Annotated in this window: 15 protein-coding genes; 13 read left to right on the top strand and 2 right to left on the bottom strand. The window is 44.8% G+C overall.

Features of this window, described 5'->3' with window-relative positions:
* Window positions 1-182: 182 nt before the first annotated feature.
* On the top strand, window positions 183-1,544 hold the full coding sequence (locus KXZ66_RS01585) for a YcdB/YcdC domain-containing protein (protein WP_151870532.1): 1,362 nt from the start codon (window positions 183-185) through the stop codon (window positions 1,542-1,544).
* A gap of 7 nt (window positions 1,545-1,551) precedes the next feature.
* On the opposite strand, the gene cwlK is transcribed toward KXZ66_RS01585, so the two are convergent.
* Window positions 1,552-2,055, bottom strand: coding sequence for a peptidoglycan L-alanyl-D-glutamate endopeptidase CwlK (gene cwlK, locus KXZ66_RS01590; RefSeq protein ID WP_116316151.1), 504 nt, complete (start codon window positions 2,053-2,055; stop codon window positions 1,552-1,554).
* A 122-nt stretch (window positions 2,056-2,177) separates the two neighbouring features.
* Between cwlK and rapJ the strand changes: the two genes are divergently transcribed.
* From rapJ to znuB, 6 genes are all read left to right on the top strand, one after another.
* Complete coding sequence (rapJ, locus tag KXZ66_RS01595) at window positions 2,178-3,299, top strand: response regulator aspartate phosphatase RapJ (protein WP_015715201.1); 1,122 nt, start codon at window positions 2,178-2,180, stop codon at window positions 3,297-3,299.
* 106 nt (window positions 3,300-3,405) lie between these two features.
* Window positions 3,406-4,182, top strand: a complete 777-nt coding sequence (locus KXZ66_RS01600) for an SDR family oxidoreductase (protein ID WP_029726977.1) — start codon at window positions 3,406-3,408, stop codon at window positions 4,180-4,182.
* 24 nt (window positions 4,183-4,206) lie between these two features.
* Window positions 4,207-5,892 carry a glycoside hydrolase family 13 protein gene (locus KXZ66_RS01605; RefSeq protein ID WP_151870465.1) on the top strand — a complete coding sequence of 562 codons (1,686 nt, stop codon included), beginning with the start codon at window positions 4,207-4,209 and terminating at the stop codon, window positions 5,890-5,892.
* Between the two features lie 186 nt (window positions 5,893-6,078).
* The gene (locus tag KXZ66_RS01610) at window positions 6,079-7,038 is read left to right on the top strand and encodes a metal ABC transporter substrate-binding protein (protein ID WP_003234733.1); all 960 of its coding nucleotides are present in this window, start codon (window positions 6,079-6,081) and stop codon (window positions 7,036-7,038) included.
* Between the two features lie 54 nt (window positions 7,039-7,092).
* Window positions 7,093-7,788 (top strand): zinc ABC transporter ATP-binding protein ZnuC, encoded by a 696-nt coding sequence (gene znuC / locus KXZ66_RS01615; RefSeq protein ID WP_014475714.1) that lies wholly within the window; start codon window positions 7,093-7,095, stop codon window positions 7,786-7,788.
* Entirely contained in the window at window positions 7,746-8,588 is an 843-nt protein-coding gene (znuB, locus tag KXZ66_RS01620) for a zinc ABC transporter permease ZnuB (protein WP_003246340.1), read from the top strand. Before znuC ends, znuB begins: the two co-directional genes overlap by 43 nt.
* Before the next feature lie 37 nt (window positions 8,589-8,625).
* On the opposite strand, the gene KXZ66_RS01625 is transcribed toward znuB, so the two are convergent.
* Complete coding sequence (locus tag KXZ66_RS01625; protein ID WP_151870464.1) at window positions 8,626-9,621, bottom strand: LLM class flavin-dependent oxidoreductase; 996 nt, start codon at window positions 9,619-9,621, stop codon at window positions 8,626-8,628.
* A gap of 283 nt (window positions 9,622-9,904) precedes the next feature.
* Between KXZ66_RS01625 and KXZ66_RS01630 the strand changes: the two genes are divergently transcribed.
* The 6 genes from KXZ66_RS01630 (at window position 9,905) to KXZ66_RS01655 (ending at window position 15,348) form a co-directional block, all read left to right on the top strand.
* Window positions 9,905-10,504, top strand: a complete 600-nt coding sequence (locus KXZ66_RS01630) for a TerD family protein (RefSeq protein WP_042977278.1) — start codon at window positions 9,905-9,907, stop codon at window positions 10,502-10,504.
* A gap of 21 nt (window positions 10,505-10,525) precedes the next feature.
* Window positions 10,526-11,107, top strand: coding sequence for a TerD family protein (locus tag KXZ66_RS01635; RefSeq protein WP_003234723.1), 582 nt, complete (start codon window positions 10,526-10,528; stop codon window positions 11,105-11,107).
* Window positions 11,108-11,141: 34 nt separating this feature from the next.
* Window positions 11,142-11,720 (top strand): TerD family protein, encoded by a 579-nt coding sequence (locus KXZ66_RS01640; RefSeq protein ID WP_003241242.1) that lies wholly within the window; start codon window positions 11,142-11,144, stop codon window positions 11,718-11,720.
* A gap of 50 nt (window positions 11,721-11,770) precedes the next feature.
* Entirely contained in the window at window positions 11,771-12,544 is a 774-nt protein-coding gene (locus tag KXZ66_RS01645) for a TerC family protein (RefSeq protein ID WP_003246458.1), read from the top strand.
* 83 nt (window positions 12,545-12,627) lie between these two features.
* On the top strand, window positions 12,628-14,241 hold the full coding sequence (locus KXZ66_RS01650; RefSeq protein WP_043858180.1) for a YceG family protein: 1,614 nt from the start codon (window positions 12,628-12,630) through the stop codon (window positions 14,239-14,241).
* Between the two features lie 15 nt (window positions 14,242-14,256).
* The gene (locus tag KXZ66_RS01655) at window positions 14,257-15,348 is read left to right on the top strand and encodes a toxic anion resistance protein (protein WP_003234715.1); all 1,092 of its coding nucleotides are present in this window, start codon (window positions 14,257-14,259) and stop codon (window positions 15,346-15,348) included.
* Window positions 15,349-15,408: the final 60 nt, after the last annotated feature.

The following is a 15,408-nucleotide window of genomic DNA, read 5'->3' on the forward strand; positions in this document are numbered from 1 at the left end:
GCCAAAAGTCACGCAATTGCCTCAGGTATAGAAGAGAGTACGTGATGAAAGTAACAGAAAGAATCTCGAAAAACAATGACAATAATAGAAAAGGACCTTTCTTCACTTTAAAAGAAGAAAGGTCTTTTTATATAATAAACAGGATTCTCTTTGTCGTAGACTCTTTGAAAGGGATGACTTCATTGGTTAATAAACAGCTGAAAAAGAAGGCGCAGGAGATCGGAAATGTACCGACACATTATGAGCTTGAGATAGAAGATTACGACCAAAAGCAAAAGAAGAACGGGCAGGCATATTTTATCTGGAAGGACCCTAAAGATCCGGAAAAGCACATTACAGTTGAACTTAGAAATGACGGCGCTTTGCTCACCTTTTCAACAACTGTCCGCTCCGAGACAGACAAACAACTTCCAGATGCCGAGCTGAAGCTGACGGCTCTTCAGTTTGCCGCTGCCAATCATCCCGGCACATTTATGAATTTTCATTTTCAAGGCAAGGAAGAACGGGGGCAGCACATCCGGTTTGTCTATACCAAAATGGAGCTGGGGCTTCCGATTCCCAATTCAGGTTTTTTAATTGATATGACACGAAGCGGTCAGATTGTCCACTTTCTATATTACGGGGAAGGGTATAAAGCCGAAGTTCCGACGGAATTTGTAGCAAAAGAGAAGGTTGTATCCCATTACTTAAACACAATGTCTTTTGAGCTGATGTACGATGTCATTGATGGCGAACAGGAACCAAGGCTTGTATATGAACCGATTCTACCGGGATACAGCTATCCCGCAGATGTAGACGAAATTGTGCCCGACCAGCATATCGCAGATGAAAGAATAGAAAACACGGCGCCACTGCCGCCGCTTCAGAACAAGGAAGAAGTTGATATATTTGCCTTGCTGGGTTTTACCTCTGATATGCAGAAAGTCAGTGAAAGAGACTTTGGAGAACAAATTGGAAGCACGTGGCGCAGGGGCGCTGCGCCGGAGCGTAAGGATTTAAGCATAGGAAGCTATTTTGAAACGAGAAATAAAAACACAATCAAAATGAAGACGGATAAAAGAACCGGAAAATTAAAAGCAGCGCTTTCTTTTATGGACTGGCGGAACAACCTCCAATGCTCCACGGAAGAATGCCAAGAGATAGCGCTTCAATTTTTGTATGCCCTCTATCCGAGAGCGGCTGAGTTTTTCAGGGTGAATCCCGTCCGAATTGATGAAAGAGGGAGAGTCCGCAACCATTTTTCTGTCTGGTATAAAGGAGTGCCGCTGCGGTTCGGCGCTGCCCGCATCATTGTCAATCCGGAAACTGGGTTGATTGACGCTTTTATGGCGCCTGATATTGAACCTGAACAATTGGAAGCGATAAATCACAGGCCGGATGTTTCCGCTGAAGAAGCGAAAGAAGCATTTTTAGCCGCTTTTGATGTGAAACTGGAATGGCAGCCTGATTTTACAGCAGGCAGTGACCAGCACTGCAAACTTGTCTATAAGCCGGTTTACCCTTCCTATATTGATGCGCACATAAGGAAAAAGAAAAGGCTGTGAGGGGTGTCTAGTTAGGAATCATCTCCAAGTGGGGGTAGTCCTTGAATCGTTTCCAATCCCCGCCCCATTCGAAACCGAGTGTCTTAGCGATCTCGACAACCTCCAGCCAATCTGATTTTCCGTTTTGATTGCCGTCATATTCCATATCCCATATGATGCTGCCATCTTTTTTTTGAAGGGCGAAATCAATCGCTAAACCATAGTTATGATACGATTCCCCTCCTCTTGCATAGGTGACAATATTCCCTTTTTTTGTACGTCCCTGTTTATATAATTCATCTTGTTCCTTAAAGGACCTGAATCCTTCAGTAATGACGACGTCAATGCCCTTATTCGCTGCAGCGGCTTTGAGTGCATCGGCATTCTGCTTCACAATCGGATGAAGATCCGAGGGGACAGGCATGTCCTGCAAGGCGTTTTGAGAATGCCATTCATGCCGAATATAACTAAAACAAAGATCTAGAAGAAATAGAATACATAAAATAACAAGTGTTTTTGCGGGTAACTTCATATCGGTCTCACTTTCTCAAGATGTGCTGAATGTTAACGCTTTTAAGTGATTGACTCTCTCTAAAAGCGAACAGCTATGATAAAATATAACATAAATAGTAGCAGGAGGAAGGAGGCAGACCGATGAGAGCAAAGATTCCATCAGAAGAAGTAGCAGTAAAGCTGAATGAATGGTACAAGCTCATTCGCGCATTTGAAGCAGATCAAGCAGAAGCGTTAAAGCAGGAGATTGAATACGATTTAGAAGATATGGAAGAGAACCAGGACTTGCTTTTATATTTTTCTTTGATGGAATTCCGGCATCGAATCATGCTTGATAAGCTGATGCCGGTGAAAGACAGCGACACCAAGCCTCCGTTCTCTGATATGCTGAACGAAATTGAAAGCAATCAGCAAAAACTCACGGGCTTATTGGAATACTACTTTTATTATTTCAGAGGAATGTACGAATTCAAGCAGAAAAATTTCATATTAGCGATCGACCATTATAAACATGCCGAGGAGAAGCTCGAGTATGTCGAGGATGAGATCGAAAAAGCTGAGTTTCTTTTTAAAGTCGCAGAAGTGTATTATCACATCAAACAAACGTATTTTTCCATGAATTATGCGAGCCAGGCGCTTGATATCTATACGAAATATGAACTGTACGGTCGCCGCCGGGTTCAGTGTGAATTTATCATCGCCGGAAATTTGACTGATGTGTATCATCATGAAAAAGCACTGACCCACTTGTGTAGCGCTTTAGATCATGCCAGACAGCTTGAAGAAGCATACATGATCGCCGCTGCCTATTATAATGTCGGACACTGTAAGTACAGTCTGGGTGATTACAAAGAAGCGGAGGGCTATTTCAAAACAGCCGCCGCCATTTTTGAGGAGCACAACTTTCAGCAAGCTGTTCAAGCTGTATTTTCACTGACCCATATCTACTGTAAAGAGGGAAAATACGACAAGGCAGTAGAGGCGTATGACCGCGGGATAAAGAGCGCGGCTGAATGGGAGGATGACATGTACTTGACGAAATTCCGCCTCATTCATGAGCTGTATCTTGGAAGCGGCGACCTGAACGTGCTTACAGAATGCTTTGACCTGCTGGAATCCAGGCAGCTTCTTGCCGACGCCGAAGATCTGCTGCATGATACAGCGGAACGTTTCAATCAACTGGAACATTACGAGTCCGCCGCTTTCTTTTACCGCAGGCTGATGAATATTAAAAAGAAGCTTGCTGAGCAGCGTTTTCAATAGGAAATGGCAGAGAACTACAGGTTCTCTGCTTTTTTTGTGCTGTTTTCAACTCGGAAAAACAGGGTATTTTCCACTGCATAGTGAGAAACAGAGGAGGATATCAAGTATGTACAAAGATTTAACCGGAAAAACAGCGATTGTGACAGGGTCTTCAAAAGGAATCGGGAAAGCCATTGCGGAACGGTTCGGACAGGAGAGAATGAATGTTGTTGTAAACTACCACAGCGACCCGTCTGGAGCCGATGAAACCCTGGAAATCATTAAACAGAACGGAGGGAAAGCCGTCGCAGTTGAGGCGGACGTGTCAAAAGAAGAGGGGATTCAGGCGCTCTTGGACACAGCTTTAGAGCATTTCGGCACGCTCGATGTGATGGTAAACAACTCTGGTTTTAACGGCGTTGAGGCGATGCCGCATGAGATGAGTCTTGAAGATTGGCAGAGAGTGATTGATGTCAATGTTACCGGAACCTTTCTGGGAGCGAAAGCAGCACTTAACCACATGATGAAAAACAATATTAAGGGCAATGTGCTGAATATCTCAAGTGTTCACCAGCAGATTCCGCGCCCTGTAAACGTTCAGTATTCCACATCCAAAGGCGGCATCAAGATGATGACGGAAACGCTGGCGCTCAATTATGCGGATAAGGGAATCCGCGTCAATGCGATAGCGCCCGGCACCATTGCCACAGAATCAAATGTTGATACGAAAAAGGAAGAGAGCAGGCAAAAACAATTGAAAAAAATCCCGATGAAAGCCTTCGGAAAGCCTGAAGAAGTGGCGGCAGCAGCAGCTTGGCTCGTATCTGAGGAAGCAAGCTATGTGACCGGCGCAACACTTTTCGTCGACGGCGGAATGACACTTTATCCATCTCAGCTTGAATAGAAGACAAAACAGGGGGATTGCGGGATGAAAACGGACTGGTGGAAGGATGCAGTGGTGTACCAAATTTACCCGAGAAGCTTTCAGGACAGCAATGGAGACGGAATTGGGGATTTGCGGGGGATTATTTCCCGTCTTGACTACATAAAGGAGCTCGGGGCAGATGTGATTTGGATTTGCCCGATCTATCCTTCTCCGAATGTTGATTACGGCTATGATGTGACAAACCATAAGGCGATTATGGATTCTTACGGAACAATGGACGATTTTCACGAGCTGCTGGACCAGGTGCATCAGCGGGGATTAAAGCTGGTGATGGACTTTGTGTTAAATCACACCTCGGTCGAGCATCCGTGGTTTAAAGAAGCGGAGCTGGACAAAAACAGCAAATACCGCAGCTATTATTATTGGCGTCCCGGCACAAAGAACGGCCCGCCGACGGACTGGCTCTCAAACTATGGATGCCCGGTCTGGCAATACGAAGAGCACACCGGAGAATACTATCTCCATATGAATGCCGTCAAACAAGCTGATTTAAACTGGGAAAATCCCGAAGTTCGCCAGGCGGTGTATGACATGATGAAATTTTGGCTCGATAAAGGGGTCGACGGTTTGCGAATTGATCAGCTCCATCTCATTTCTAAGAAAGAATATCTTCCTTCGTATGAGGACTATATCAATCAGCAGGCAGAGCCGAAGCCCTTTCAGCCAAATGGCGAACAAATCCATGACTATTTAAAAGAAATGACAGATGAAGTGTTTTCCCAATATGATGTCATGTCTGTCGGAGAGGTCGGCAGTGTCACACCGGAAGAAGGCCTGAAATATACGGGAACAGATAAGCATGAGCTGAATATGATTTTTCACTTTCAGCATATGGAGCTTGATCAGCAGCCCGGAAAAGAACATTGGGATTTGAAGCCCCTTGAGCTTTCTGATTTAAAATCGGTTTTGACAAAATGGCAAAAGAAGCTTGAACATCAAGGCTGGAATACATTGTTTTGGTGCAACCACGACCAGCCCCGGATTGTGTCCAGATTCGGAGACGATGGGGAATACCGCAAAGCATCAGCGAAAATGCTGGCAACCGTACTTTATTTTATGAAGGGCACGCCGTATATTTATCAGGGAGAAGAAATCGGGATGACAAACGCGCCGTTCACCCGGATTGAAGACTACAAAGATATCCAAACGATCAATATGTATCATAAACGGGTGTTTGAAAAAGGCTATGATCCAAATGATGTGATGAGATCGATCTTAGCCAAAAGCCGGGATCACGCCCGGACCCCGATGCAGTGGAACAGCGGCAAAAATGCCGGGTTTACTGACGGCACGCCTTGGCTGAAGGTCAACCCAAACTTCACCGCAATCAATGTGGAGGAAGCGCAGGGAGATCCTGATTCTGTCTTAATCTATTACAAAAAGCTGATCAGCCTGAGAAAGCAGTATGCTGACCTCATGAAAGGGAGCTTTGATCTTTTGCTTCCGGACGATCCGCAGTTGTTTGTATACATGAGAGAAAACAGTAAACAACAGCTTTTGTCGGTCAATAATTTTTCAAAAGAGCAGGCTGTTTTTCAGTGGCCTAAGAACTGCGGCAAAGCTCAGGCCTCACTGCTTCTCAGCAATTATAACAACGATGATCTTGATGACGAAATGGTGTTCCGGCCTTATGAGAGCAGGGTCTATCTTCTGGACAAAACAAACTAATGATTGAAGTAGCCCGGCATTTTTAGCCGGGTTTTTTAGTACATATATTCGCTCTGCAGGCGGGAAGAATAAATGAAAATGAAATTTATTCTTGCAAAACGTAATGACTTCGGTTTATTATGATATAGGATTACAAAATCGTTATCATTTTGATTTAAAGTTACTGAAAAAGAGGGGATATACGATATGTTTAAAAAATGGAGCGGTTTGTTTGTGATTGCAGCGTGCTTTTTATTGGTTGCAGCATGCGGCAACTCATCAACAAAAGGGTCGGCGGATTCAAAGGGTGATAAACTGCACGTTGTCACAACGTTCTATCCGATGTATGAATTCACAAAACAAATTGTAAAAGACAAAGGCGATGTGGATCTGTTAATCCCATCTTCCGTTGAACCGCATGATTGGGAACCGACGCCGAAAGACATTGCTAACATTCAGGATGCTGATTTGTTCGTTTATAATAGTGAATACATGGAGACATGGGTTCCGTCAGCTGAAAAAAGCATGGGCCAAGGCCATGCCGTTTTCGTTAATGCAAGCAAAGGTATTGATTTAATGGAAGGCTCTGAAGAAGAACACGAAGAGCATGATCATGGGGAGCATGAGCACAGTCATGCAATGGATCCTCACGTATGGCTCAGCCCTGTTCTGGCACAGAAGGAAGTTAAAAATATTACGGCGCAAATCGTGAAGCAGGACCCGGATAACAAAGAATACTATGAGAAAAATAGTAAAGAATATATTGCAAAACTGCAGGATCTTGATAAACTATATCGTACAACCGCAAAAAAAGCGGAGAAAAAAGAATTTATCACGCAGCATACAGCTTTTGGCTATCTGGCAAAAGAATACGGCTTGAAGCAGGTTCCGATTGCAGGGCTGTCACCTGACCAAGAACCGAGTGCAGCCAGCTTGGCAAAGCTGAAAACATATGCCAAAGAACATAATGTAAAAGTCATTTACTTTGAAGAAATTGCATCCTCAAAGGTCGCAGATACGCTCGCCAGTGAAATCGGCGCGAAGACAGAAGTGCTGAATACACTGGAAGGCTTGAGCAAAGAAGAACAGGATAAAGGTTTAGGGTATATCGACATTATGAAACAAAACCTCGATGCCCTGAAAGATTCACTATTGGTTAAATCATAAGATAGTGTGCGCCGGAGGGTGCACACTATTTCTTTGTGAGAAAGGAAGATTAACATGAATCTCGTCTCATTGAAAGATATCGTTTTCGGCTATTCCCATACGCCTGTTTTAGATAAAGTATCACTTGATATTGAAAGCGGTGAGTTCGTCGGCATCACTGGACCAAACGGCGCCTCTAAATCGACGCTCATAAAGGTAATGCTCGGCATGCTGAAACCGTGGGAAGGCACAGTGACGATCAGTAAAAGGAATACAGAAGGGAAACGCCTGACCATAGGGTACGTCCCGCAGCAAATTTCTTCATTTAATGCCGGCTTTCCGAGCACGGTGCTGGAGCTTGTTCAGTCAGGCCGCTATACAAAAGGGAAATGGTTTAAACGTTTAAATGAAGAAGATCATCTTGAAGTAGAAAAAGCACTGAAAATGGTGGAAATGTGGGAGCTCCGCCATCGTAAAATCGGTGATTTATCAGGCGGACAGAAACAGAAAATCTGTATCGCCAGAATGCTCGCCAGCAACCCGGATCTGCTGATGCTGGACGAACCGACGACAGCTGTTGATTACGACAGCAGAAAAGGATTTTACGAATTTATGCATCACCTTGTGAAAAATCACAACCGCACAGTTGTGATGGTTACTCACGAACAAAACGAAGTACAGCAATTTTTAGATAAAGTGATTCGATTAGAGAGAGGAGAAAAAGGCGGATGGAAATGTTTGACTTGGAATTCATGCGACGAGCTTTTCTAGCAGGCGGCATGATCGCCGTCATGGCTCCGATACTAGGAGTGTATCTCGTTCTCAGAAGACAGGCCTTAATGGCTGACACACTTTCACATATCTCATTGTCAGGTGTTGCCATCGGCTTTTTTCTCAGCACCAATATAACCGCAGCAAGCATAGTCGTCGTGACCATCGGCGCGATCGGAATTGAATACATGCGGCGGGCGTATCGGACTTATTCAGAAGTGTCCATTGCCATCTTAATGGCAGCTGGTTTGTCCTTCGCGATGTTTTTAATCAGCCTTTCCAAAGGCACAGCCAATATGAGCATCGATCAATACCTATTTGGATCGCTTGTGACAGTAAACCAGCAGCAGGTCTATATTATCAGTATTATCACACTGCTGATCCTGCTTTATTTTATCGTACTGAGAAGGCCGCTCTACCTGCTGACGTTTGATGAAGCAACAGCCAAAACATCGGGAATCAATACAAACGTTCTCTCGTTGTCATTCAGTATTGTCACAGGCCTTGCGATTTCAGTCATTATTCCGATCATCGGGGTTCTTCTTGTATCGGCCCTGCTCGTATTGCCGGCAGCATTCGCCATCAGAATTGCAAAAGGCTTTAACATGGTTTTCATTACAGCCATACTCATTTCATTATTCAGCGTATTTACGGGACTGACATCATCCTATCAGCTCGGGACGCCGCCAGGTCCGTCTATTACCCTGCTATTGATCGTTTTGCTATTAATCGGATTTGCAGTTCAGGGAGTTTGGACGTTTATCAAAAAAGAAGCTCAGCGCAAAAAAAGAAGCCGATAACATGAAAAGCAGTTTTCCCTAGGGAAAACTGCTTTTTTTATAGAAACAATCCGGCAAGGCGCTCATAAGATTCTTTTTTCGCCTCAAAATCAAACACATTGCACAGAATCATGATTTCATTTGTTTCATAGCGGCCTGTGAGGTCTAACAGCTGTTGTTTGACAGTGCTTGGAGAACCGATCACCATCCGCTTTCTGTTTTCTTCTATGAGTTTTTTATCGGACGCTGTGTAGAGATGGGCTTTCGCTTCCCCGATGCTTGGCACGCGGCTGTCCAAGCCTTTTCCGACGCGAAGAAGCCACAAATCCTGGCTTAATGCGAGTTCTTCTGCCTCTTCATCTGTTTTTGCGCAAATGACAAAAATCGTAAACAGTGCGGATGGATTCGAAAAATGGGCTGAGGGCCGAAAGCTTTCCCGGTAGATGCGGAATGCATTTTCTCCTCGCTCGGGATTAATGAAATGCCCAAATACATATCCAATCCCCTGGTGCGCCGCGCGTCTTGCGCTGTTTTCACCAAGACCGAGCACCCATAGCTCGGGTGCCGTGTCAATAAGGGGCGCCGCTTTGATTCCGGCATACGGATGGTCGGGAGGAAGGGAATCTGTTAGAAAATAAGAGACATCCTGCAGCTGTCTGTTAAATTCGGTTAAGCTTTTTTTCACCCCGTCCGTTAATGCAAGCCTGGTTTTTGTCGTGCCGCCGGGTGAACGGCCGACGCCGAGGTCAATCCGGTTTGGATACAGGGCCTCAAGCTGGCGAAAGGTTTCAGCCACTTTAAATGGGCTGTATTGGGGCAGAAGCACGCCGCCTGATCCGACACGAATGGTGTTTGTCTGTGCTGCGATGCGGGCGATCATGATTTCAGGCGCTGTGCTTGCCAGTCCTTTCGTGCTGTGATGCTCGGCAAACCAATAACGCTTATAGCCCCACTCTTCGCTAAATCGAGCAAGCTCAACCGAATGCTGAAGAGTTGTCACAGGGCTCTCTCCTTTAGAAACAGGTGCCTGATCAAGTATGCTTAAATGAATCAAAAGGCCGCTTCCTTTCTGTCTGTTTTTAGATGGTGACACAAGAATAGGCAAAATGACTTGCCCGCGTCAAATGGTTTGTTTAAGAAGCGCACTTTATAGCATTTGCAAATCATATATCAAATATGGAAGTTTTTTTTCGAGGTTTTTCGTCAATTATTCTTAACTTTTACGAAACTTTGATATAATAACAAACGTATATATTAGTAATTTACGGCTTATTTTCCTTGTGAGCGTAAAAATAAATGTGACTATCTTCACATTTCGATGAGTAGGAGTGAATCGTGTGGCAATTTCTTTAGAAAAAGGTCAACGAATTGATTTAACAAAAGGAAAAGCCGGTCTGTCAAAATTGATGGTCGGTCTCGGCTGGGACCCAGTGTCCTCAGGCGGAGGATTCTTCAGCAAACTGCTTGGCGGAGGCGGTCCGAATATCGACTGTGACGCTTCAGTGCTGATGCTGGAAAACGGAAAATTCACCGATAAGAAAAACCTGATTTATTTCGGCAACCTGAAAAGCCGGTGCGGTGGTGTACAGCATACAGGCGACAACCTGACGGGTGACGGTGCGGGCGATGACGAGCAAATTATGATAGATTTAGATAAAGTGCCTGCAAACATTGATAAGCTTGTATTTGTAGTAAACATTTACGATTGTGTCAGAAGAAAACAAGATTTCGGCATGATTCAAAATGCGTTTATCCGCGTAGTTGATCAATCTAATCACGAGGAAATGCTCAAGTACAATTTGAGAGACAATTACGCCGGCAGAACAAGCCTGATTACAGCAGAAATCTACCGCAGCGGCAGTGAGTGGAAGTTTGCGGCGATCGGTGAAGGCACAAACGATACGAGATTAGAAGATATTATCAGCAGATACGTATAAAAGAAAAGGAGTGGATGAAACATGACAATTTCATTGGCAAAAGGACAAAAAGTAGATTTAACAAAAACAAATCCGGGTCTTTCAAAGGTTGTTGTCGGTTTAGGCTGGGATACGAACAAGTATGACGGCGGGCACGACTTTGATCTTGACTCAAGTGTGTTTCTGTTAGACGCCGCAGGCAAATGCGCGTCACCAAACGACTTTATTTTCTACAACCAGCTTGAAGGCGGCAATGGTTCAGTCGTTCATTCAGGCGACAACCTGACTGGTGCTGGCGAAGGCGACGATGAGAATGTAAAAGTAAATCTCAGCGCTGTACCGGCAAACATTGATAAAATCTCATTTGTTATTACCATTCACGATGCAGAAGCGCGCAGCCAAAACTTTGGACAAGTATCAAACGCGTTTGTCCGCATCGTAAATGAAGAAACAAATGAAGAGCTCATCCGTTACGATCTTGCAGAAGATTTCTCTATTGAAACGGCAATCATTGCAGGGGAGCTTTACAGACATAACGGCGAGTGGAAATTCTCAGCAATCGGCTCAGGCTACCAAGGCGGCCTTGCCCGCATTGCAACAGACTACGGTTTGCAAGTCGGTTAAGACAAATACGAAGAGCAGAAAGGAGAGAGGCAGTATGGCCATTCAATTATCAAAAGGACAGCGCATTGATTTAACGAAAACAAATCCGGGACTGACAAAAGCGGTGATCGGCTTAGGCTGGGATACAAACAAGTATTCCGGCGGACACGATTTTGACCTGGATGCTTCGGCCTTTTTAGTTGATGCGCATGATAACTGCGTAAATGATCTCGATTTCGTCTTCTATAATAACCTTGAACATCCGAGCGGCGGTGTCATCCATACGGGTGACAACCGCACGGGTGAGGGCGACGGAGATGATGAGCAGATTATCGTTGATTTCTCAAAAATCCCTGCTCACATTGAGAAAATCGGCATCACAGTGACCATTCACGACGCTGAAGCACGCAGCCAAAACTTTGGACAAGTTTCCAATGCATTTGTCCGCGTTGTGGATGAAGAAACGCAGAATGAGCTTCTTCGCTTCGATTTGGGAGAAGACTTCTCCATTGAAACAGCTGTTGTCGTTTGTGAGCTTTACAGACACGGCGGCGAGTGGAAATTCAATGCGATCGGCAGCGGATTTTCCGGCGGGCTGGCTGCATTGTGCCGGAATTACGGTTTGCAAGTGTAAGCGAGTGACAAATAGAGAAGTCACCGTTTCAAATTATAGGAGGAAAAAACTTGGACTTTTTACATCATATTTTGTCTACGTATGCTTCATTTTTCGATTGGAAAATGTGGGGGGAAGTTCTGACTGATCCTGTTTCCTGGGGTTTGATCGGTTCCCTTGTTGTTCTGGAAGGCCTTTTATCGGCCGATAACGCGCTTGTTCTTGCGGTCATGGTTAAACACCTGCCGGAAAAACAGCGGAAAAAAGCGTTAACGTATGGTTTGTTTGGAGCTTATATTTTCAGGTTTATTTTCATCGGGCTCGGTATGCTTCTCATTAAATTCTGGTGGATCAAGGTGCTTGGCGCGCTTTACCTGGCTTGGCTCGTCATTAAGCACTTCTGGATAGGCGAAAAAGAAGAGGAAGCGGACGGCATGAAGAAAAACTCTTGGATGGTCCGCACGTTCGGGATCTTCTGGGCGACTGTCATTTCAGTAGAATTAATGGATCTTGCCTTCTCTGTGGACAGCATCCTAGCCGCGTTTGCAGTATCTGAAAAAGTATGGGTGCTTCTGATCGGCGGTATGCTTGGTATTTTAATGATGCGTACAGTGGCAAAAGTGTTCCTTGTGCTGATTGATAAAATTCCTGAGCTGGAAAACACAGCATTCGTGTTAATCGGCATTATCGCGCTGAAAATGGCGGGGAGCGCTTTCCATTACGAAATGCCGCACTCTGTATTCTTCATTATCATTATCGCTGCATTTGCGGTAACATTGATCATTCACTACATCAATAAACAAAAGCAGGTGCGCGAACAAACAGCCGCTTCAAAAGAAGAATAAAACAAAACAAGGAGGGAGGTTCAATGTCCTTCCTTTTTTGTTACCGAAATATCGTTCAATGACAAACCGGAAAGGAGGATATGATGAGACAAGAAGAACTAACCATTCATAAAGCACTTCCGGCTGATGGCGATTGGAAAAGCCTGCTGTTTCAGCCATTGCCGGAGCGGGATCACTATGAAACTGCACAAGGCCTTTCTTTTTCTCGTCTTGCCGGTCAGATATTGGGCACGCCTATTGATGAGACAGACTACTATAACGAGCTATATGAGCTGTCTGTAAACGACCGCATAACGATTTTGAGTGAAACGCTCGATAAAACAATCGAACCGGAAACATTTCAAAAGCTTCAGCATATTCATTCCATCAATCAGAAAGAAAAAGGGCTGTCAGTCAGCCGCTTTGTTGCCTTTCTGGACGGGGAAAAGCTGATTGCGAAGCACTCAAATCCCCTGATGCACCGCCATTTAAGAAAAGCGCTGATGACGCTTTTACATACCTTTGCGGACAGTCATGAAAAGGGGCTGAATCATCCTGATTTTCGCAGAGTGCTGCTTGATGTCTCGAAGTTTTCCTTAAACCATCTGAATCCTTGGCTGGAAAAAACCGATATAGAGCGGGAGATGCCGAAGATTGTTTGGTATGGAGATGCGACGAAAAGCCAGCTCTATTTCTTATATTATCTGATGCTGGTCGGCTGTGATGTACTGCTGTTCCATCCGGCGGGAATCGATCAGCTGGCGCTTGTCGACCCGAAGCAGGAGCTCAGTTTTACGGAAAAGCTCCCGGATGTTTCGGAGCTTCAGCCGTTTCCGAAAGAAAAACCAGACCGGAAATCAACAGTGGCTTACCGCTCAACAAAGGAAATTGAACATGTGCTGAATCACGAGGAATCCATGCTGTATAAGCCGTGGCAGTTCAGAGATCACACACCGGTGTCCGTTACGCTGAAAACGACCTATGATGAATTGTTTTTAATCACGAAAGAACGCGCCTTTATTCGGCCGAATTTCAAAGCTGATAAACATTCCATTGAGATTCCGAATGTATTCGCCAAAATTATGGGCGTGTCGAAAGACAATAAGGAATATTGGAACAGGCTTCATACTCTAGCGGATTATCAGGAAACCGAAATGGTCAGAAGCTTTCCATTTACAGAAGAAATAAAGTCGAACTATCAATTTCACTACAGCCACGCACTTGATCAAGAAGGGAACATTGATCCGGACAAGCTGATGGCAAGCAATGTGTGGCAGTACAAACAGCTGCCGGCGGGCGTTCAGACTGCCATTGCCAAAACGATTTCGAGAATGTGCAGGCACCCGCGGCTTAAAGCTTTGCATCAGGAACAAGTCAAGGATGTTCAAATCTATTTGTTTAAACAAACAACAAACCTGCCTGCTAATCTGCTGAAATTGATTCAAATGTTCGACTATGCGCAAACCGTTCCGAAACTCGTTTTATATCATACGGAAATGAGCGGCGGACTCACGCGTTCGGATGCTGCTGCCCTGCTGTTCCTGAATGAAATCGGAATCGATATCATCATTTATAATCCGCCCGGACACCAGGATATTGAGCAGTTTATTGAAGAGGACCAGTATGATATCCACTGGCTGGATGACATGGTGTTTCAGCAGGACTACAAAGAGCCTTCGCTTGTGAAAAGGCTCTTCAGAACCATTACCCAAAAATAAGGAGAGAAGAAAAGCATGACAACAGAAAATCAAAATCCGCTTGTTCTCGATAAAAATGAAGAGATTTCCCAGCAAAAAGCTGACGATATCCGTCTTCAGCTCCGTCAGGAACCAGAAGTGAAGCGGCTTGCTCAACAAATTGACGTCAAAAACCAAATGGAGCTGCTTGAGTACGGCAAGGAGCCGGCCGTTGAAATATCCAAGTTCTCTGACCGCATCTTGGGGATGATGAAAACAACAAGCGTGACAGACTCCGGCACAATGCTGACTCAGCTTGGGAAAATCATGGACCGCTTCGACAAAAATGATTTTGATGAGCCAAAGGGATTAATGGCGAAAATTTTCAAACGCGGCGGCAGCATGATTGAAAAAATCTTTAAAAAGTATCAGACGCTTGGCGGAGAGATTGAAAAAATCCACGTTGAGATTTCAAAATACAAAGATGAGATGACGAAGACGAACTACACGCTCGATGAAATGTATGAAAACAATATCAAATACTATATGGAGCTTGAAAAATATGTCGTTGCCGGGCAGATGAAACTGGAAGAGATGCAGTCGATCCTTCCTTCATATGAGGAAAAAGCGGCAAGCGGGAACCAGCTGGCGCAAATGCAGCTCGATACGTTGCGCAACGGCATTCAGGCGCTTGAGGAACGGGTGTATGATCTGGACATGGCACGGATGGTGGCGCTTCAAACCGCACCTCAAATCCGTCTCCTGCAGCGAGGAAATGCAAAGCTGATCGGGAAAATCAACTCCGCGTTTATCATTACCATTCCGATTTTCAAAAACGGCATTATTCAGGCTGTTACGGTAAAGCGGCAAAAGCTTGTGGCTGATTCCATGAGCGAGCTTGACCGCCGGACAAACGAGATGCTGAAACGAAATGCTGAAAACATCTCAAGCCAAAGTGTTGAAATTGCCAGAATGGCCGGCAGACCGAGCATAGATATTGAAACGATCGAATCGTCTTGGAACACGATTGTCAGCGGCATGCAGGAAACAAAACAAATCGAGGAAGAAAACAAACGCCTCCGCGAAGACGGCGCGAGACGAATTGCACAGCTTCAGGATAATATTAAAAAAGCAGCATTGCAGCAATAATAAAAACCCCGCTTGTGGAACATAAGCGGGGTTTTTCAATTACATCATTTAGTTAATGAC

This window comes from Bacillus sp. LJBS17 (assembly GCF_019334685.1).
GTDB classification, from domain to species: Bacteria; Bacillota; Bacilli; order Bacillales; family Bacillaceae; genus Bacillus; species Bacillus subtilis.

What these genes read in the sequence shown, in the direction of transcription:
- rapJ (WP_015715201.1), top strand. Translation starts at nt 2,178, where the DNA reads ATGAGAGCAAAGATTCCATCAGAAGAAGTAGCAGTAAAGCTGAATGAA.
- KXZ66_RS01635 (WP_003234723.1), top strand. Translation starts at nt 10,526, where the DNA reads ATGACAATTTCATTGGCAAAAGGACAAAAAGTAGATTTAACAAAAACA.
- znuB (WP_003246340.1), top strand. Translation starts at nt 7,746, where the DNA reads ATGGAAATGTTTGACTTGGAATTCATGCGACGAGCTTTTCTAGCAGGC.
- znuC (WP_014475714.1), top strand. Translation starts at nt 7,093, where the DNA reads ATGAATCTCGTCTCATTGAAAGATATCGTTTTCGGCTATTCCCATACG.
- cwlK (WP_116316151.1), bottom strand. Translation starts at nt 2,055, where the DNA reads ATGAAGTTACCCGCAAAAACACTTGTTATTTTATGTATTCTATTTCTT.
- KXZ66_RS01605 (WP_151870465.1), top strand. Translation starts at nt 4,207, where the DNA reads ATGAAAACGGACTGGTGGAAGGATGCAGTGGTGTACCAAATTTACCCG.
- KXZ66_RS01600 (WP_029726977.1), top strand. Translation starts at nt 3,406, where the DNA reads ATGTACAAAGATTTAACCGGAAAAACAGCGATTGTGACAGGGTCTTCA.
- KXZ66_RS01640 (WP_003241242.1), top strand. Translation starts at nt 11,142, where the DNA reads ATGGCCATTCAATTATCAAAAGGACAGCGCATTGATTTAACGAAAACA.
- KXZ66_RS01655 (WP_003234715.1), top strand. Translation starts at nt 14,257, where the DNA reads ATGACAACAGAAAATCAAAATCCGCTTGTTCTCGATAAAAATGAAGAG.
- KXZ66_RS01610 (WP_003234733.1), top strand. Translation starts at nt 6,079, where the DNA reads ATGTTTAAAAAATGGAGCGGTTTGTTTGTGATTGCAGCGTGCTTTTTA.
- KXZ66_RS01650 (WP_043858180.1), top strand. Translation starts at nt 12,628, where the DNA reads ATGAGACAAGAAGAACTAACCATTCATAAAGCACTTCCGGCTGATGGC.